The 19406-nt window shown below is 63.1% G+C and carries 17 protein-coding genes; 2 read left to right on the top strand and 15 right to left on the bottom strand.

The window, feature by feature from the left end; translation table 11 throughout:
• Positions 1-48: 48 nt before the first annotated feature.
• From ACY4LX_RS16035 to ACY4LX_RS16015, 5 genes are all read right to left on the bottom strand, one after another.
• On the bottom strand, positions 49-3126 hold the full coding sequence (locus ACY4LX_RS16035) for an error-prone DNA polymerase (protein ID WP_463260522.1): 3078 nt from the start codon (positions 3124-3126) through the stop codon (positions 49-51).
• Positions 3123-4538, bottom strand: a complete 1416-nt coding sequence (locus ACY4LX_RS16030) for a Y-family DNA polymerase (protein WP_463260521.1) — start codon at positions 4536-4538, stop codon at positions 3123-3125. Before ACY4LX_RS16030 ends, ACY4LX_RS16035 begins: the two co-directional genes overlap by 4 nt.
• A 7-nt stretch (positions 4539-4545) precedes the next feature.
• A complete protein-coding gene (gene imuA / locus ACY4LX_RS16025; protein WP_149658201.1) occupies positions 4546-5163 on the bottom strand; it encodes a translesion DNA synthesis-associated protein ImuA in 618 nt (205 codons plus the stop codon).
• On the bottom strand, positions 5163-5780 hold the full coding sequence (gene lexA, locus ACY4LX_RS16020; RefSeq protein ID WP_463260520.1) for a transcriptional repressor LexA: 618 nt from the start codon (positions 5778-5780) through the stop codon (positions 5163-5165). Before lexA ends, imuA begins: the two co-directional genes overlap by 1 nt.
• A gap of 243 nt (positions 5781-6023) precedes the next feature.
• Entirely contained in the window at positions 6024-6953 is a 930-nt protein-coding gene (locus tag ACY4LX_RS16015) for a LysR family transcriptional regulator (RefSeq protein ID WP_463260519.1), read from the bottom strand.
• Between the two features lie 103 nt (positions 6954-7056).
• Between ACY4LX_RS16015 and ACY4LX_RS16010 the strand changes: the two genes are divergently transcribed.
• Both ACY4LX_RS16010 and ACY4LX_RS16005 read left to right on the top strand, forming a co-directional pair.
• Positions 7057-8799 carry an amidohydrolase gene (locus ACY4LX_RS16010; protein ID WP_463260518.1) on the top strand — a complete coding sequence of 581 codons (1743 nt, stop codon included), beginning with the start codon at positions 7057-7059 and terminating at the stop codon, positions 8797-8799.
• A 98-nt stretch (positions 8800-8897) separates the two neighbouring features.
• Complete coding sequence (locus ACY4LX_RS16005; protein ID WP_463260517.1) at positions 8898-9650, top strand: TorF family putative porin; 753 nt, start codon at positions 8898-8900, stop codon at positions 9648-9650.
• 141 nt (positions 9651-9791) lie between these two features.
• Here the strand turns inward: ACY4LX_RS16005 and ACY4LX_RS16000 are convergent, their stop codons facing one another.
• From ACY4LX_RS16000 to ACY4LX_RS15955, 10 genes are all read right to left on the bottom strand, one after another.
• Entirely contained in the window at positions 9792-10067 is a 276-nt protein-coding gene (locus tag ACY4LX_RS16000; RefSeq protein WP_463260516.1) for a DUF971 domain-containing protein, read from the bottom strand.
• Complete coding sequence (locus ACY4LX_RS15995) at positions 10064-11026, bottom strand: HEAT repeat domain-containing protein (protein WP_463260515.1); 963 nt, start codon at positions 11024-11026, stop codon at positions 10064-10066. Before ACY4LX_RS15995 ends, ACY4LX_RS16000 begins: the two co-directional genes overlap by 4 nt.
• Positions 11023-11871 carry an ABC transporter ATP-binding protein gene (locus tag ACY4LX_RS15990; protein WP_463260514.1) on the bottom strand — a complete coding sequence of 283 codons (849 nt, stop codon included), beginning with the start codon at positions 11869-11871 and terminating at the stop codon, positions 11023-11025. The genes ACY4LX_RS15995 and ACY4LX_RS15990 overlap by 4 nt, the downstream gene beginning before the upstream one ends.
• The gene (locus ACY4LX_RS15985) at positions 11871-12644 is read right to left on the bottom strand and encodes an ABC transporter permease (RefSeq protein WP_463260513.1); all 774 of its coding nucleotides are present in this window, start codon (positions 12642-12644) and stop codon (positions 11871-11873) included. The genes ACY4LX_RS15990 and ACY4LX_RS15985 overlap by 1 nt, the downstream gene beginning before the upstream one ends.
• Before the next feature lie 127 nt (positions 12645-12771).
• Complete coding sequence (locus ACY4LX_RS15980) at positions 12772-14178, bottom strand: ABC transporter substrate-binding protein (RefSeq protein WP_463260512.1); 1407 nt, start codon at positions 14176-14178, stop codon at positions 12772-12774.
• A 123-nt stretch (positions 14179-14301) separates the two neighbouring features.
• On the bottom strand, positions 14302-14547 hold the full coding sequence (locus tag ACY4LX_RS15975) for a 4Fe-4S dicluster domain-containing protein (protein WP_463260511.1): 246 nt from the start codon (positions 14545-14547) through the stop codon (positions 14302-14304).
• Positions 14548-14572: 25 nt separating this feature from the next.
• A complete protein-coding gene (locus ACY4LX_RS15970; protein ID WP_463260510.1) occupies positions 14573-16303 on the bottom strand; it encodes a fumarate reductase/succinate dehydrogenase flavoprotein subunit in 1731 nt (576 codons plus the stop codon).
• Complete coding sequence (locus ACY4LX_RS15965; protein WP_149658212.1) at positions 16300-17052, bottom strand: GntR family transcriptional regulator; 753 nt, start codon at positions 17050-17052, stop codon at positions 16300-16302. The genes ACY4LX_RS15970 and ACY4LX_RS15965 overlap by 4 nt, the downstream gene beginning before the upstream one ends.
• A gap of 281 nt (positions 17053-17333) precedes the next feature.
• Positions 17334-18302, bottom strand: coding sequence for a Gfo/Idh/MocA family protein (locus ACY4LX_RS15960; protein WP_463260509.1), 969 nt, complete (start codon positions 18300-18302; stop codon positions 17334-17336).
• Positions 18303-18319: 17 nt separating this feature from the next.
• On the bottom strand, positions 18320-19207 hold the full coding sequence (locus ACY4LX_RS15955) for a Dyp-type peroxidase (RefSeq protein ID WP_463260508.1): 888 nt from the start codon (positions 19205-19207) through the stop codon (positions 18320-18322).
• Positions 19208-19406 lie beyond the last annotated feature (199 nt).

The following is a 19406-nucleotide window of genomic DNA, read 5'->3' as shown; positions in this document are numbered from 1 at the left end:
CCCGGGCTGCATTCCCACGCAGAGCTTGGGAACGATCGGCGTCCCGGATCAGCGGAAATCCCGGCTGCGCACGCTGATGCCGTCGAGCAAGGGGCTCAGGTCGCTCAACCGCCCGGCAATCAGGTGCCGCACTTCGCCTTCCTTTTCCCAGCGCCCATCAACCTTGAGCAACTGCGAGCCGACCAACACCTGGCGCTGGCGTTCGGCCAAATCACGCCAGACCACCACGTTGACGTTGCCGAACTCATCTTCAAGGGTGACGAAGGTCACGCCGCTGGCGGTGCCCGGTCGTTGGCGGCCGGTGACCAGCCCCGCCACGCTAACGGGGCGGCCATGTTCGACGTCGAGCAATTCCTTCGAACTGCGACAGCGTCGGGCCTTCAATTCCGCGCGCAACAATGCCAATGGGTGCGGGCCAAGGGTGGTGCCAACCGAGGCGTAATCGGCCTGCAAATCTTCGCCCACCGTGGGTTTTGGCAAACACACCTCAGGTTCTTCCTGACGCGGCAACCCGGCGAACAACCCGAGCTGTTTCTGCACCCCCGCCACTTCCCAGCGCGCCCGATGGCGGTCGCCGGCCAGCCCGCGCAAGGCCCCGGCATCGGCCAGTTGCTCCTGGGCGCGGGCATCGAGTTGCGCCCGTTCGCCGAGGTCGGCGATGTCGGCAAACGCGCCCCGGGACCGGGCGGCTTCGATGCGCCGGGCATCGTCCTCGCGAAAGCCCTTGATCATGCGCAACCCCATGCGGATCGCCGGTTGCGCGCCACTGATCGGTTCCAGGCTGCAATCCCAGTCGCTGGCGCGCACGTCCACCGGGCGAATCTGTAAATGATGCCGGCGGGCGTCCTGCAGAATCTGGTCCGGGCTGTAGAAACCCATGGGCCAGCTGTTGATCAGCGCACAGGCGAACGCTGCCGGTTCGTGGCATTTGAGCCAGCAACTGGCGTAGGTCAGTAGGGCGAAACTGGCGGCGTGGGACTCGGGGAAACCGTAGCTGCCGAAGCCCTTGATCTGCTCGAAGATCTGCGCGGCGAACTCTGCCGTGTAGCCGTTTTTCTTCATTCCGGCGGCGAGGCGATCCTTGTGCGGTTCCAGCCCGCCGTGGCGTTTCCAGGCGGCCATGGAACGGCGCAGTTGATCGGCCTCGCCGGGGCTGTAATCCGCAGCGACAATCGCGATCTGCATCACCTGTTCCTGGAACAGCGGCACGCCCAGGGTGCGCTTGAGCACGGTTTCCAGTGCCGGGGACGGATAAACCTCGGGCTCTTGCTTGTTTCGCCGGCGCAGGTACGGATGCACCATGCCGCCCTGGATCGGCCCCGGTCGGACGATGGCCACCTCGATGACCAAGTCGTAGAAATTCACCGGTTTGAGCCGGGGCAGCATCGACATCTGCGCCCGGGACTCGATCTGGAACACGCCGATGGTGTCGGCACGACCGATCATTTCGTAGGTGGGTTTGTCTTCGGACGGAATGGTCGCCAGACTCAGGTCCAGATTTCGGTGACGGCGCAGCAGATCGAAACAGCGGCGAATCGCGCTGAGCATGCCCAAGGCCAGAATATCGACCTTGAGCAACCCGACCGCGTCGAGGTCGTCCTTGTCCCACTGGATGATGGTGCGCTCGGCCATGGCCGCGTTTTCCACCGGCACCAGGCTGTCCAGCGGCTGCTCGGAAATCACGAAACCGCCGGGGTGCTGAGACAGGTGCCGGGGAAAGCCGATCAGTTGCCCGGTCAGGCTCAAGACCCGGTGCAGCACCGGGCTCTCGGGGTCAAAGCCGCCTTCCAGCAGGCGTTCGACGGGCGGGGTCTTGTCGCTCCAGTGACCACAACAATCAGCCAGGGCGTTGACCTGATCCGGCGGCAGGCCCAAGGCCTTGGCCACATCACGCACCGCGCCGGCCGCGTGATAGGTGCTGACCACCGCCGTCAGCGCGGCGCGGCTGCGGCCATAACGCTGGAACACGTACTGCAAGACTTCTTCACGGCGTTCATGCTCGAAATCCACGTCGATGTCCGGCGGCTCGTTGCGCTCCTTCGACAGAAACCGTTCGAACAGCAGCGTGGTGCGATCCGGGTCGATTTCGGTGATGCCCAAGGCAAAACACACCGCCGAGTTGGCCGCCGAGCCCCGGCCCTGGCAGAGGATTTTTTGCTCGCGGGCGAAGCGCACGATGTCGTGAACCGTGAGGAAATAGCTTTCGTAGCCCAGCTCGGCGATCAGCTCCAACTCTTTGTCGATCTGCTTCAACACCTTGGCCTGCGGCGGCACCGGCCAGCGCCACTGGATGCCCTCTTCGGTCAAATGCCGCAACCAGGACGTGGCCGTATGACCTTCCGGCACCAGTTCCCGGGGATATTGATAGCGCAACTGGCCAAGGTCGAAGGTGCAACGCCGGGCGATGACCAGGGTTTCATCGAGCAAGGCTCGTGGATAGAGTTCACCCACGACGTCGAGGCCGCGCAAATGCCGCTCGCCATTGGGATGCAGGCGCAACCCGGCCGCCGCCACCGGCAGGTGATGGCGGATCGCGGTCATGGTGTCCTGCAAGGCACGCCGGCCACGGGCGTGCATGTGCACATCACCACTGGCCACCGCCGGAATGCGCAGTTCCCTGGCCAGCATCAACAGGTCGTTCAGCCGTCGGCTATCGTCCTGCCCGCGATGCAACTGGACCGCCAGCCACAGGCGTTCGGCAAAGGCCTGTTTGAGCCAGTGACCTTGGGCAAAATCGTCGACCGCGTCCGGCACCCACAACGCCAACAATCCCGGCAACGGTTCGCTGAAGTCCTCCCTTAGGACTTGATACTGACCTTTCTGTGTGCGGCGTCGGGCGCGGGTGATCAGCCGACACAGCGCCTGATAGCCCTCGAGGTTTTCCACCAGCAGCACCAGTTTCGGCCCGTCCTCGATACGGATTTCGCTGCCGATGATCAGCGGTAACTCAACCGACTTCGCCGCTTGCCACGCCCGGACAATGCCGGCCAGGGTGCATTCATCGGTGATCGCCAGGGCCCGGTAACCCTGCTGTCTGGCCCGTTGAAACAACTCCAGCGCGCTGGAGGCCCCGCGCTGGAAACTGAAATTCGACAGGCAATGCAGTTCGGCATATTCGACGCTCATGCAAACCAGCCTTGCAGCCACAACGGGCCGCCCTCACCCACCACACGATAGGCCCAGCCTTGCTGGCCGGCGCGGGTCTGGATCAGGTAATAATCCCGGCGCACATCGGCGCCATCCCACCAACCGGACTCAATGCGTTCCGGCCCCATGAGAATCCGCGCCGAACCTTCGTGCACCGCCAGCGGTTCGGTCAGCAACCAGCCCGGCCGATGGACTCCCGGCAATCCGCCGCAGAACTGGTTATCGACGCGGGTCTGCCACGCACACTCGGGGCGGTGATCGGCCTGAAAACGCAAACCCTGCACCGCCTCATCCCCCAGCCGTGCCCGCAGGCGTTCGCGTAATTGCTCCCAGGGCAAGGACTGCTGCGGGCGGTCGTCGAACAGTTCCTGGCGCTGGGGCACGAAGCTCGGCAAGTCTTCGGCGCACAGGCGAAAACCGCGCACCGGGGCCTCGACCTGTACTTGCTCCAAGCGGCCCCGGGCCAGTTCGAAGAGCATCGCCGGATCACGCTCGGCGCTGAGCAGCCCGACCTTGATCACGCTGTCCGGCAACCCGGCGTGTTCCAGGTGCAGGTCGAAACGCTGCACACCGCTGTCCCGGCCGCAGAGGAACGCCGACAGATCCCCGGTCAACCGGCGCAATGGAAACAGCAGCGCCTGATGGGATTGCACGTCGAAGTTGAGCTCGATGCGCACATCGAAGCGATCTGGCGGCAGGTAGAACGCCAGGGCCAGGTGCCGCAGACCGAGCAAGGCGTCCAGATGCTTGAGCACCGGGGCCTCGAAACGCCGGGCCAGGGTATGTCGCGGCAGCGCCTGCACCTGGCTCAAGGTACGCAGGCCCATGCGCGACAACGCCGTGGCCACCGTGGGTTCCAGGGCGATGCGGTCGACCGGCAGTTGTCCCAGGTGATAACGCAAGGCTTGATCGTCCGGCACCACCAGCCCGTCATACACGTTGGCCAGCACCCGCGCCGCCACCGGGTTGGGCGCGGCGACGATGCGGTGACGAAAACCCAGTTCGCTGAGTTCGCTGCGCAGCCGTGCCTCAAACGTAGTCCAGGGCCCGAACAGGCCCAGGCTCGACTCGATTTCAAACACCACCGCACGCGGGTAATGCACGCTGACCTGGGAACTGAAGCGATAAGCCCAGGCCGCGAGGAACTGCTGCCAGTGTTCGATCTCGGCGGCGTCGTACTCGGCAGTGACAAAGCCTTTGCTCAAGGCCTGGGCCGCGGTCATCGACTGGCCCGGGCGCAAGCCCAGCGCCCGCGCCGCGCCGTTGACCGCTTGCAGCACCCGGCGCTGGGCCGGGCCGGTCAGCAGCGCCAACGGCTCATCGGGATCAGGGCGCTGGCGCAGTACCGCGTCCAGCGCCAATTGTGGGAACAGAATGCACACCCAGCGCATGGCAACCTCAATGTCCCATGGCAAAGGCAATCGGCGCCGTACGGGCCAACCCACCCCGGCACTTCAAGACCCGCAACTGCGCAGGTTTCGCGTCGATGGCTATGCGCAGGGCTGCCGGCGAAGGGTTGACCGCTTCGGCCAGCGAGCGATAGGCAAATGCCAGGGTCGAGCCGGTTTCCGCCGCCACCTGCAAGCGTCGCAAGGCGCGGTCATCGGCCTTGTGCGGCCAACACAGCACCGCGCCGCAACTGCCCGAGCGCAGGCATTGTTCCGCCGCCCACAAGGCATCCCGTTCGCTGGCCTGGATGATCGACAACTGACGCAGATCGACCCCGGCGTTCTGCCAGGCCTGGGGATACGGCACGTACGGCGGCGCGATCAGCACGATGCGCTCGCCCGCCGCCGACAGCCGTGCCAGCGCCGGCCACACCAGTTGCAACTCGCCCACGCCCTGCCCGGCCAAGAGGATTTCGGTCAGCGCCGCTTCCGGCCAGCCGCCGGTAGGCAATGCCGCATCCAGCGCGGCATGCCCGGTGGGTTGCGGGCTGACGGCCGGGGGCGCAGGCCGGCCCTTCCAGACCTGGCCGCCATTGAACAGCGTATCCAACGCAACGACGGCGCCCATCACCCTTGCCTCACCAGACCGCAAAACACCCCTTCGATGGCCAGGTCCTGATCGGCTTCGACGATGATCGGTTGATAGGCCGGGTTGCGCGGCAGCAGTCGCACCGTATCGCCGACCCGTTCGAAACGCTTGATGGTGACTTCACCGTCGAGCCGCGCCACCACGATCTGGCCGTTGAGCGCCTCGGGGTTGCGGTGCACGCCCACCAGGTCGCCGTCGAGAATGCCGTCTTCGATCATCGAATCGCCCTGGACCCGCAGCAGGTAGTCCGGCACCCGGGAGAACATCGAGGGATCGAACAGCAAGCGGCTGTGCACCTCGGCATCGGCGCCAATCGGCGCACCCGCCGCCACCCGGCCAAGCACCGGGATGTCCAGCAGCTCCGGGCGCGCCGGTTGCCCGAGCAAACGAATGCCCCGGGCCTGATTGGGGTTGACCTCGATAAACCCGGCTTCGGTCAGCGCCAGCACATGCTTGCGCGCCACGCTGCGGGAGGCGAAACCAAAGGCCTCGCTGATTTCAGCGAGGCTCGGGGACTGGCCGTGCTCCGCGATTCGATCACGGATAAAGGTCAGGATGGCGGTACGGCGGGGAGTGAGAGTCGTCATGGAGTACATTTGTACTCTTTTGGCGTTTTTCTGGCAACGACCACTAATCGGTAGACGCTGACTGTAGGAGCCAGGCTTGCCTGCGATGGCGTCCTTGAGATCGCTATCGCGGGCAAGCCTTGCTCCTACAGGGGCCGGACTTGCCTGCGATGGCGTTCTTGAGATCGCATCGCGGGCAAGCCTTGCTCCTACAGGGGCCGGGCTTGCCTGCGATGGCGTCCTTGAGATCGCTATCGCGGGCAAGCCTGGCTCCTACAGTCGGTGTGTACAGGGCGCGAGGCCATCCAGGAAATCGGCGATGTAATCGATAAACGCCACCACCTTGGCCGTCGCCCGCCGATGGCTTGGGTACACCGCCAGGATGTGCGCGCCGAAGCTATCCGGGTCGATGGCGTAATCCGCCATCAGCCGCACCAGCCGCCCATCAGCGATGTACGGCGCGGCGCTCCACAACGGTGTGTGCAGCAAGCCGCGCCCGGCCAGGGCATTGGCCAGCAGCAAGTCGTAATTGTCGCTGCGCAGCCGGGGCGACTGGGGCTGCGGCAGGCTCAAACGCTGGCCGTCGCGTTCTGCCCACCAGAATTCGCGGCTGAGCAACGGGTGGCGATACAGCAGCCATTCGTGCTGATCGAGGGTTTGCGGCGTCACCGGCAAACCCTTGCGCGCCAGATAGGCCGGGCTGGCGCACAACGCCAGGCGATTGCTGCCGACGACCCGGGCGATCAGCCCCGGCAAGTCGTCATGGCCCTCACGCAGGGCCAGGTCGTAGCCGCTTTCCAGCAGATTGACGAACTCGTCGCACAAATCCACTTGCAGGTTGATCTGCGGGTATTGCTCCAGAAAACCGCCACACACCTGATCCAGAAACGCCTGCCCATACGCCAGCGGCGCGGTGATTTTCAGGCTGCCGCGCAGGCCATGCTGCATTTGCTCGACTTCCTCGCCGACCTCCTCCAGCCGCTGCAACACCTGGCGCGCGGTTTCCAGATACAGCCGCCCCACTTCCGTCAGCAGAATCCGCCGGGTGCTGCGCTCGAACAATCGCGCACCCAGCTCGGCTTCGAGGTGATTGACCGCTTTGGTCAGGGCCGACGGGGTCTTGCCCAGTTGCTCGGCGGCGCGGCTGAAACTGCCGAGCTGCGCGGTGACCACGAACATTTTCAATGCGCCCAACTTGTCCATGCTTTTTCCATTCAGGCAAAAACGTTTTTCGTGAGGCAGGCGTTCTGCTGAGCGCGGGCAGCCACTAATCTGGCCATCAGACGCAATAACAAGGAAACATTCAATGAAAAGATTCATCCCGAATCTGTTGATGGCCGCTGTTAGTTTTGCCTCGATGGAAGCCATGGCCGCCACCGATCTGGTGCTGCTCAATGGCAAGATTTTCACCGCCGACCGCACCCAACCGAAGGTGCAGGCCCTAGCGGTAGAGAACGGCAAGGTGCTGAAAGTCGGCACTGACGCACAGATCAAAGCCCTGATCGACGCCAATACCCAAGTCATCGACCTCGGTGGCAAGACCCTGATGCCCGGGCTGATCGACAGCCATTCCCACGCGGTGTTCGGCGGCCTGGAAATGGTTTCGGCGAATATGCAAGACGAGGTGGTCAGCCTCGACGAACTGGAAAAACGCCTGCGCGCCTGGCGTGACGATGGCAAGGCCAAACATGGCGATGTGCTGAGCGTGGCCGGCATGAGTTCGGCGTATTGGGCGCAGGCTGAAGCCTTTGGCAAGACATTCAACAACGGCGAATGGGCCAGCGTGCCCGTGGTATTCAGCGGCAGCGACCACCACACCGCGTGGGCCAACAACGTGATGCTGGAGCGCGCCGGTATCGATGCCGCGTTGCTGAAAAGCCTGCCGGACGCCGAAAAAGACACGATCGGCAAACGCGCCGATGGCAGCCCCAACGGGTTCCTGGTGGATGCCGGTTGGGACCGGGTCGCCTCGAAAATGCCGGTGCCGAGCGCCGCCGACATGCTCAAGGCCGCGCAATCGGCGATGCGCTACAACAACAGCCTCGGCATTACCGCGTGGATGGACCCCGCCGCCAACGCCGCGCCGGGCGAGCCGGTGTTCGCGCTCAAGCCCACGGAGAAGACCGTCGGTGTGCTGCCGGCCTATAAAGCGCTGTCGGAAACCGGCGACATGAGCGTCCACGTCGCCGCGCTGCTGGTGGCCAATCCGAAAAGTGTGCCGGCCGACCTCGACGTGCTGGACAAGGTCCGCCAGCAGTTCCAGGGCATTCCCAACCTGACGCTGCCGGGGATCAAGATCTTCGCCGACGGCGTGATCGAATACCCGGCGCAGAGCGCGGCGATGATCGATCCGTACAGCAACTCGCACAAACAGGGCGAGTTGCTGATCGATCCCAAGCATTTCGGCGAACTGGTCAGCGCCATCGACCAGCGTGGCTGGCTGGTGCACATCCACGCCATCGGCGACCGCGCGGTGCGTGAATCCCTGAACGGTATCGCCCAGGCGCGCAAGGATCGCCAGAGCGGCGTGACCCACTCGATCACCCACCTGCAAATGGTCAACCCGAAGGAGTTTGCGCGGTTCAAGCCGCTGAACGTGATCGCCTCGATGCAACTGCTGTGGGCCACCGCCGACGATTACACCCTGGACATGATCAAACCCTACGTCAGCGCCCTGGCCTTCCGTTATCAATACCCGGCGCACTCGCTGCTCAAACAGGGCGCGACCATTGCCGGGGCCAGCGACTGGCCGGTGTCCACGCCCAATCCGTTTAATGCCATGGCCCAGGCGATCACCCGCAAAGGTCCGCTGGGTGTGCTGAATGCCGATGAACGCCTGGACCGCGAAACCCTGTTCTACGCCTACACCCTCAACGCGGCGCGGACCATCGGGCTGGAGAAGCAGATCGGTTCGCTGACCGCCGGCAAACAGGCCGATTTCATCGTGCTGGATCGCGATGTGTTCACGGTCGATAACAAAGCTCTGAACGACACCAAAGTCTTGCAAACCTGGTTTGCCGGACGCGAAGTCTACGCACCGACCCTATAAGAAACCCTCTTGCTGCCCTGCCCCTGCGACCGTCGCCGGGGTGTGGCGCAGCCTTGCCCGAAAACTGCCCAGAACAATCACAACAAAGGCACCGTCCCATGAAAGCTTTCACCCTGTTCGCCCTCCGCTCTTTAACTTTGTTGCCGTTAAGCCTGCTGCCCTTGAGCAGCCAGGCCATCCCCTTGAATGACGATTTCAACCTGCTGTTGGACCTGACCCTGGCCAGCGATTACCGCACCCGCGGCATCTCGCAAACCCAGAACGATCCCGCCGTGCAGGCCGGAGTCACCCTGGCTCACAGCAGTGGTTTGTATGCGGGTGTATGGAGTTCGAATGTCGATTTCGGCGGCGGCCTGAAAACCCGGCAGGAAATCGATTACTACGCCGGTTGGCTGTGGCAGGCGACCGATGCAGTGAGCCTGGACCTCGGCTATTTGAAGTACGCCTACCCCAAGGAAGGCCAGTTCAATCAGAGCGAAACCTACGGCATCCTCAGTGTGTATGGGGTGAAACTCGCCGCCTATTATTCGGCGGATGCGCCGGGCATCGACAGCCAGCAGAGTTCGCTCTACAGCTACATCGGCTACGAAACCGAATTGCCCTACGACTTGGGTTTGAAACTGCGCTACGGCGAAATGGACTTCAAGGACCCGCACCTGTACGCCTCGAACGGCCACGCCGAAGACGCGTACCACGAATGGGAAGTGAAGCTGACCCATGAACTGGCCGGGGTGTTGCTGGGGGTCAGCTACATCGACACCGACCTGTCGCAAAGCCAATGCGCCAGCAATTGGGGGTTTGGTGATGTGTGCACGGCGACGGTGGTGGCGAGCGTCAGTAAATCGTTCTGAACCGCCGACACCTGCGGAACTGATCCGGTGAACCGTAGGAGCGAGGCTTGCCCGCGAAGGCGGTGTGTCAGGGGCATCGCCTTCGCGGGCAAGCCTCGCTCCTACAGGGTTCCGGTCAGACAGCCGCGTTTCGGGCAGGGATCAGGTCAATTCTGCGAGGTAGGGCCACGGATAGATGCCGCGTTCGTGGCCGTCGCTGAACACCAGTTGCAGGCCGTAGCCCTGGCTATTCAACTCGACCACGCGAATCCGCGAATCGACCTTCACGGTCAGCCCTTGCAGCCGAAACGCCCGGCATTGCGAGCACGGGCACTGGCGGCGCAGGTCGGCGTGATCGAGCAATTGCTCGCGCCCATCCGGCCAGTTCAGCCGCAATTGCTGTCTGCTCTGGGAATTGCCCACCGCCAGCGGGCTCATTGCAGTTGACTCAAGGCGATGCGCACGGCTTTGCGCACTTCCGGGTCGCCGTCGTCCTGGGCGGCTTGCAGGGCGGAAACCGCGCCTCGATCGTTCAATTCACCGAGGGCCAGCGCTGCTTCCTTGCGCAAATTACTGATGCGATGGCCTAACGTTTCGATCAGCGCGTCGAGGGCCGGGGCGTAACGCAAGCGGCCGAGGCTGCGGGTGGCGCGCAGGCGGACTTGCCAGTAATCGTCACTCAAGGCTTCGACCAATGCCGGGCCTGCATCCACATGCCCCACTTTGCCCAACGTGGTGGCAGCTTCTTCGCGCACTTGCCAGGCGTGGTCCTGCAACGCCTGGCGCAGGGCCGGCAGGACTTGAATGTCGGAGGCCAATCCGAGGGCACCGGTGGCGGCGCGGCGGACTTCGGTGTCCGGGTCGTCACTGGCCAGTCGGGCCAGGGCTGGCAAGGCGTCCAGCTGCTTGAGCCAGCCGAGTACGCCAACGGCTTCGCGGCGCACGCTGGCGTCTTGATCGTTTAACGCGTTTAAAGCAGCGCCGACAGCCTCGGGGAACCGTAATTCGCGCAAAGCCCTGAACGCCGCCACCCGCACGCTGATATCGGCATGCCCGGTCCACGGCAAAATCACCCGGCCCGCCGCTTCGCTCTTAAGCAGGCTTAAACTCTGCGCGGCGGCGGCTTGCACGGCCAATGACGGATCGGTCAGCGCCTGGCACAGCGCCTCAACAACCGGTTCGTCCTCCCAGGCTTCCAGCAATCGCGCGGCTTCGGCGCGGACCTCTTCAGTCGGGTCTTCGGCCAGGCGATCGACCAGCCACAGCAAGCCCTCCGGCTCTTCGAGATCAGCCAGTTCAATCAGCGCAATGCGGCGCACGCCGGGATCGGCATCAGTCAGGCGCGGTTGCAGGGCGAGGATGTCGTCGTTTTCGGTTGCATCAAATAATGAGGTCATAGGGCAAATCGCGGCAGTTTGTTTTCTGGGGGAAGTCCGAGGGGGTTCAGGCGTGGCAGCTGCCGACCGTCCTCGTGACGCAGGAGCTCAAGGCAGTGACGCTTCAAGCGGGAAAAGTCGTGGCTGGTCACCAATTCGGGGGTACGTGGCCGGGGGAAATCGAGGCGCAGGTCTTCGATGATGCGACCGGGGCGCGAACTCATCACCAGCAAGCGATCGGCGAGGAACAGCGCCTCGTCGATGTCATGGGTGACAAACACCACGGTGGTGCGAATCCGTGTCCAGATGTCCAGCAGCAGCTCCTGCATGTTCAGTCGGGTCAGGGCATCGAGGGCGCCGAACGGTTCATCCATCAGCAACAGCCGTGGGCGATTGATCAGCACCCGGGCGATTTCGACCCGCTGTTGCATGCCGCCGGAGAGCTGGTCCGGCCAGCGTTCGGCAAAACCTTCCAACCCCACCAACGCGAGGATTTCATCGGCGGCTTTGTGGCGTTCGGTCTTGCCGATGCCGCGCATTTTCAGGCCGAAAGCGACGTTGTCGCGCACCGTGCGCCAAGGGAACAGCGTGTGATGCTGGAACACCATGCCGCGCTGCGGCGACGGGCCGCAGATCGGCGCGCCATCGACATTCAAGGAGCCGATGCGCGGTTGCAGATGCCCGGCCAATGCGCCGAGCAAGGTGGATTTGCCGCAACCGGACGGCCCGAGAATGCACACGAACTGGCCCGGTTCGATCTGGCAATCCAGGCCCTGGACCGCTTCGAACGCCGTGCTGCCCTCGCCCAGGCTGATCGACAAATCACGAATATCGATGCGCCCTTCGGGGTGTTGAAAAACGCTCATCAGGCTTTTCCTCGTGGTCGATGCCAAGGCGTGAACAGCCCGCCCAGGCGTTTGATCAGCAGGCTGCTGCCCATCCCGAGCACGCCGATCAGCAACATGCCGACGACGATGTCGGCGTAGTTCTGGATGGTGTAGGACTCCCAGGTGTAATAGCCGATGCCGAACTGACCGGAGATCATCTCGGCGGTCACCAGACAGAACCACGACGTGCCCATGCCGATGGCCAGGCCGGTGATGATGCTCGGCGCGGCGCCGGGCAGGATCACCTCCAGCAAAATCGCGCGGCGCCCTGCCCCGAGGCTGCGGGCCGAGGCGATCAGGCGTGGGTCGACGCCTTCGACGCCGTGGATGGTGTTGAGCAGGATCGGAAACAGTGCGCCGGTGAAGGTGATGAAGACCATCGACAGTTCCGAGGACGGGAACATCAGGATGGCCAACGGGATCCACGCGACGGCGGGGATTGGTCTTAAGACTTCAAGAGGCGGCAGCAGCAAGTCTTCGGCCCATTTCGAGCGGCCGATGGCCAGGCCCAGGGCGATGCCGATGACCAGCGCCGCGAGGTAACCGGCGAAGACCCGGCTGAGGCTGGCGCTCAGGTGTTGGCCGAGTTTTCCGGAGTCGCCCAGGCCCAACGCGGCGTGGATCACCGACAGGGGCGTCGGCACATTGGCGAAGGTCACCAGGCCGAGGTTCCAGTGACCGCTCGCAGCAAGTTGCCAGAACAGCAGGCACAGCAGCAGTGAGGCGGTTCGGGGGAGCCAGCGTGAATTCATATGTCACCTCTGATCGTTCCCACGCTCTGCGTGGGAATGCATCCCGTGACGCTCTGCGTCACATACAAGAGCGGAACGCGGAGCGTCCCTGGCGGCATTCCCACGCAGAGCGTGGGAACGATCTGACTCAGCGGCTGGCCACGGCCTGGGTGGTGGCGTCGGTAAAATCGAACACCTTGCCGCCCTGAGCCGTGGCGAATTGCTGGGCCTGGCCCTTGAGCAGGAACGCACTGAGCCGGCCCTTGGCATCGCTGGCAAACCACGCCTGATCCGCCAGTAACTTGATGCCGCTGTCACTCGCCTGGGCATACACCGCGCGGATGTTCTTGCCTTCTGCCTTCAATCCGGCCAACGCGCTGAACGCTGCTTCCGCCGAGGCGTACTGCCGGACTTTCGGCTCGCCGCGCACCCAGATTTCCGCCACGTGGCTGACATCGGTGATGGCTTTGCCGCTGAGCGCATCCACCGCGTTGAGCGGCGTTTGCGCGTAGTTGGCCAGTTGCGCGGTGTAGTCCAGGTTCGATGCCTTGAACGCGGCGCGGATGTACTGGTCATCGATGAAGGTATTCAGGTCGAGGCCCCGATCAGCCTTCTTCAACAACTTGAGGGTATCGATGGCGGTGCCGACCGCCTGGCGATATTCCGGTTTCCAGCTCAGGTCGCGGGTCTGCACGCCCAGCGGGCCGTGGAACAGGTAGTTGACCTCGGCGTCCACGCCGGTGACCTTGGCGATCAGCTCGCTGTACTTCTCCGGTTCCGCCGCCAGCCGTTGATTGGCTTCGATGCTCGCCCGCAGGTAGGCCACGACGATTTCCGGGTACTTCTTCGCGTAGGCCTGATCCACCAACGCTCCGTGGAAGGTCGGCGCATTGGCTTGGGCGCCGTCATAAATCTTGCGCGCGAAACCACGGCTCGGGAACAGTTCGGCAAACGGCACGAAATCGGCGTGGGCGTCGATCTTGCCGGCCTGCAACGCCGAGCCGGCGACTTCCGGTGGCTGGGCGATGATGTTCACGTCTTTGAGCGGGTCCCAGCCCTGGGCGGCCACGGCGCGCAGCAACATGCCGTGGGCAGTGGAGGCGAACGGCACGGAAATGGTCTTGCCCTTGAGTTCGGCCAGGGACTGCACACCGGACGCGCTCGGCACCACGATGCCGTTGCCGCTGCCTTTGATGCTGCCCGACAGCACGCTGATAAACAGGCTGTGCTTGCCGGCCGTTTCGAACGCCACACCGTTGAACGCGCCGGGGAAATCGGCCATGGCACCGAAGTCGAGTTTGCCGGCAACCATCTCATTGGTCAGGGGCGCGCCGCTGGTGAAGTTCTTCCACTCCACCTCGTATTTGGCGTCTTTGTATTGGCCGTCGTGGGGCAGGTATTTGTCGAGCAAACCGAGTTCACGGATCAGCAGGCCGCCAGCGGCGCAGTTGATGGTGGTGTCCTGGGTGCCGATGGCGATGCGGATGGTTTCAGCCGACGCGGACACGGTGAATGAGGCCAGTACCAGACCGGCTAATGCTGCACGCAATAACATACGTATTTCCCCTCGAATCATTAATTGGATGTTCGTCTCCGCCACGATCAGGGCGCGGTGGGAAACGAGGGGTGTTCGGATCAGGCGTCCGGTGTTGCCGGATGGCTTTAACGCAAGCGGGGTTCAACGCAACAGATATGGAATCTCGACCTTCACCGCCCCGGTCGGGCAATCCTTTTCACAGGGCATGCAGTACCAGCATTCGTCGAACGCCATGTAGGCCTTTTGCGTGGCCGGGTTGATCGCCAGCAGGTCCATCGGGCAGACGTCGACGCACACGGTGCAGCCTTTGTGGGCGATGCAAAGGTCCTCGTCGACCGTGACCGGCGCGTTGGAGCGGAAGAAGACTTCCTGGGGTTGATAGGCCATTTCTCGGTCTCTCTTATAGTCAGGCTCAGGCCGCAAACGCGCCGACCCGCAGCCGGTCGTAGGCCTGCATTTCTTCGGCATCGAGCGGGATGATGTAAGGCTCGACGGCTTTCTTGAAACTGGTCATCCGGCCGTCGTCGCCCTTCTTCAGGTGGCAATGGCAGAACCAGTCGCTGTCGTTGCGTTGCGGGTGGTCAACCCGATAGTGGTAAAGCCCCCAGCGACTTTCAGCGCGGAACAACGAGGCGCGGGCGGCCATTTCGGCGCAGTCGCGGATCATGCTGACTTCCATGGCGCGCATCAGTTCGTGGGGGTTGTGGGCCTTGATCTGATCGAGGTCGCGCTGGATATCGCTGAAGCGTTGCAGGCCGATTTGCATCTTCTTGGTCACTTTCGGCGGTTGCAGGTAGTCATTCACGAAACGGCGCAGCTTGTATTCGACTTGCGCGGGCGGCAGGCCGTGTTCGCGGTCCAGCGGTGCGTAGACCCTCTGCTTTTCCGTCTCGATCTGTTGGACATCGACCGCTGAAAACTCGCGTCCGGCGACAAAATCTGCGGCGTTGGTGCCAGCAAACCAGCCATAGGTGAACGCGCCGAGCATGTAGTTATGCGGCACTGCCGCCATGTCGCCGGCCGAGTACAAACCCTTGACCGAGGTTTCAGCCCTCTCGTTGACCCACACCCCGGACGCCGAGTGACCGCTGCAAAAACCGATCTCGGAGATGTGCATTTCAACCATCTGCGTGCGGTAGTCCGTGCCGCGATTGGCGTGGAACTGGCCGCGACTCGGGCGTTCGTTGCTGTGCAGGATTTCCTCGATGTTCTGGATGGTTTCCTCGGCCAGGTGATCGAGTTTGAGGAACACCGGGCCGTTGCCGCTTTCGAGTTCCTGGTGGAACTCCCACATCATTTGGCCGCTCCAGTAGTCGCACTCTATAAAACGCTCGCCCTTGTTATTCGCGGTGTAGCCACCCAACGGACCGGTGACGTAGGCGCAGGCCGGGCCGTTGTAATCCTTGATCAGCGGGTTGATCTGGAAGCATTCGAGGTTCGCCAGTTCGGCCCCGGCGTGATAGGCCATGGCGTAACCGTCGCCGGCGTTGGTGGGGTTTTCGTAGGTGCCCATCAGGTAGCCCGAGGACGGCAGGCCCAAACGCCCGGCGGCACCGCAGGCGAGAATCACAGCCTTGGCCTTGATCACATGGAAGTCGGCGGTGCGGCAATCGAAGCCCATCAGGCCGTTGACCGTGCCCTCTTCGTCCGTGAGCAAACGGGTGCAGACCACACGATTGGTGATGCTGACCCGCGCGCGTTTCAACTGGCGATAGAGGACTTTCTTGATGTCGTGCCCTTCCGGCATCGGCAGCACGTAGGCGCCCATGTGGTGGACCTTTTTCACCGCGTAGTCGCCGGTTTCGTCCTTCTCGAACTTCACGCCCCAGCGGTCCAGTTGCTCGATGGTTTCGAAACTGTGGGTCGCGTAGGCGTACACCGCCGCCTGATTGACGATGCCGTCGTTGGCGATGGTGATTTCCTTGGTGTACTGCTCCGGCGTCGAGTGGCCGGGGATGATCGCGTTGTTCAGGCCGTCCATGCCCATGCTGATCGCGCCGCTGCGCTTGACGTTGGCCTTGTCGATCAGCAACACGCGCAAGTCGCGGTTGCGTTCCTTGGCCTTGATCGCCGCCATCGGGCCGGCGGTGCCACCGCCGATCACGACGATGTCGTATTCCTGTTCCAGAGTCGTTCGGGTCATGCCTGATCCCCTTTTTGCCGGTCGATCCGTAAGCGGTACTGGAAGGCATCGCCACGGTAGTAAAGGTGTTCGAAGTCCACCGGAACGCCAGCGGCATCGTGGGTCAGGCGCTCGATGCGCATGATCGGCGAGCCGGGTTCGACGTTCAGGGCCTGGGTCAGGTCGCTGTCGGCCAGCACCGCGTCGATGGCCAGGTCGGCGTGGCCGAGAGCGAGGCCGCAGTCGTTTTCCAGGATCAGGAAGATGTCGCGGGTGACCAGGTCAGCCTTCTCCAACCGCTCGCCGATGGCTTTGGGCAGGTAGGTGATTTCCAGGGAGATCGGCTCGCGGTTGATCAGGCGAACCCGTTTGATCTGCGCCACGGTTTCGCCTTCAGCGACCTGTAAACGCTCGGCGACCAGTTTGTCGGCGGCGATGAATTTGAAACTGCGCAGGCGGTTGATCACCTCGTAGCCGCGACCGGTCATGGACTCGGCCAGGCCTTGCAGAGTGCTGACGTTCTGGAAGGTCTTGGGCTTGGCGACGAAAGTGCCTTTGCCGTGGATCTTGAAGATCAGGCCTTCTTTCTGCAGATCACCAAGTGCCTGACGCACGGTGATGCGGCTGACTTTGAACAGCGCACCGAGTTCGCTTTCGGATGGCATCTGGCTGTCTTGCGGGTATTCGCCGTCGAGGATACGGCTGCGCAGCACGTCGCGCAGTTGGGTGTGCAAAGGCACGCTGCTGAGGGATAGAACGTTATCGGTCATCTGAGATCACTTGTTATAACGAGTTATGACGTGATCTTAGAGAGGTCGTGTGGGGGTTGAGAAATATTGTTTATGCATAAGGTTAGAGCTGAGTGCCATCTGTCCTTGTGGCGAGGGAGCTTGCTCCCGCTCGGCTGCGCAGCAGTCGTAAAACCTGAGCACGCGGTATGTCTGATGGATTGGGGTTGTTGGGTTTGGGGCTGCTTCGCAGCCCAACGGGAGCAAGCTCCCTCGCCACAGGAAATCAACTGCCACAAAAGCCTGCGATCTTTTGATCTTGATCAGCCGCGCTTGAGAATCTGGTCCATCACCCAATCAGTCTTCAGCGCCTCTTCAGCCACCGCCGGGTGCCGCGCCTCACCCCGGATATGCGCATTCATGCCCAGCACGTGATGCCACTGGATATGCTCGTGATGGGCAATGTCCAGGCTCAGGGTTTCATCGGCTTCGAGCACCACCGGATGCTCATCGAACACCGCAAAACTGATCCGCCCCTTACTGCCAATCACCTCGACCCGATCTTCACGCCGGTCCGCGACAAAATTCCAGCAGCCCATGCCCAGTGCCCCGCTGGCGAAGCGCCAACTGGCGCTGACCGCATCTTCCGCCGCGTACAACCCGGCCTGTTGTGCGGTAAACCCGGCGACGTCGACGATGTCGCCGAGCAGGTACTGAAACAGGTCAAAGCCATGGCTGGCCAGGTCGGCAAAGTAACCGCCGCCGGCGATCACCGGGTCGGTGCGCCAGTTGTTGGTGCCGCCCAGATCCGCCGGTGAAGGGGCCTTGGTCAGCGTCCAACTCAGGTGCCGGACCTCGCCGATCCGCCCCGCCGCCAGCCATTGCCGCACTTGCTGGAAGCGCGGCAGCGAACGTCGGTAGTAAGAGACGAACAGGTGCAGCCCGGCATCGGCGAAGACCTTTTGCATCTCACGGCTTTGCCCGGCATTCAGCGACATCGGCTTTTCGACGCAGCAATGTTTGCCGGCGGCCGCCACCATCAGGGCATAAGCGCGGTGACTGTCCGGTGGCGTGGCGATGTACACCGCGTCCACCTCGGGGTCGTTGATCAGCGACTGAGCATCGGTGTAGACCCGGGCGATGCCGTGGCGCGCGGCGTAGTCGGTCACCGCCTCCTGCCGTCGCCCCATCACCGCCACCAGCGCCGAACCGGGTGCCTTGTAGAAGGCCGGCCCGCTCTTGCGTTCGGTGACATCCCCACAACCAATCATGCCCCAGCGCACCACGTTCATAGTCACTCCTTGATGGTTTAGCCCATGCGCAATGCGCGCAGGTCCAGATGGCCGTCCTTGATCGGCGGACACCAATAATAGCCGCCCGTGATCGGCCGGCTGATGCGATACAAACCGTCGGTAATGCCGTCTTCCAGACCGCTCATGCGCCGCAGTTGCGCTTCGAAGGCATCGAGGGAAAAGCCGAACGCGAGGAACATCAGACCGGCGCGGTCGCCTTCGATCCACGGCATCGAGCGGCGCACCACGAAGGCTTCGGGGGCGAAGCTTTCCTGGGCGGTGCGTTTGACGTGGGCGGAGATCGGCGCGTCGTCGAGTTCTTCGTTGTCGCTCAGGCGACGGCCCATGATGTTGTCCGTCTCGTGGGACGGCAGCGCGCGGAAACCCTTGAGGTCGTGCTGCCACTGTTGGATCGCGGCGAAGCTGCCACCGACCGTGCCATCGGCGCCGTTGCTGACCAGCGCGGCGGCCACGGCGGCTTCGTCGTGGGGGTTTTCGGTGCCGTCTTCGTAACCGGTCAGGTCATGGCCGGTGAGATGGCGGAAGGTTTCGTTCATCTGCACCAGGCGAAACGCCGGGGCCAGCGCGGCTTCGATGGCGGTGCTGCGGTTGAGCAATTCACCGCGGTCGACGCCGTGCAGCCAGCACCACAGCGCGTGCTGGGTCGATGGGTTATCGACGCCGACGCCGGTCATGGCCGGGAACGCGCGCAGGCCTTCGATCTGACCGTGCAGGGCCTTGACCAGGGATTCACCGAAACCGACCACCGCCGATTGGCCGTCCACCAGGTGCATCAACTTTTCGAGCGCGGCCGGCAGCGCGGCGGTGGATTCGAGGGCGAAGAACATATGACGGGCTTGAGGCGGAACAGGGGTGGCGAGAATGCCCGGCTGGTAGTAACTCATATGAACTCCTTGGGAAAGAAGCGCGGAGTTTAACCGGGGCAAAGGCTGTTGTGTGCTTTCAGGTCAAAAGTTCACCCGTAGGAGCAAAGCTTGCTCCTACAGGGATTGGCGCCGAACACCGCATGCATATACACCACCGATCCCGTGTAGGAGCGAGGCTTGCCCGCGAAAGCGGTGGGTCAATCAACATCTTTGTTGG

The sequence above is a fragment of the Pseudomonas sp. Emmai genome (genome assembly GCF_055179735.1).
The sequence above is the reverse complement of the archived record's forward strand: the minus strand, read 5'-3'. Positions and strand labels throughout refer to the sequence as shown.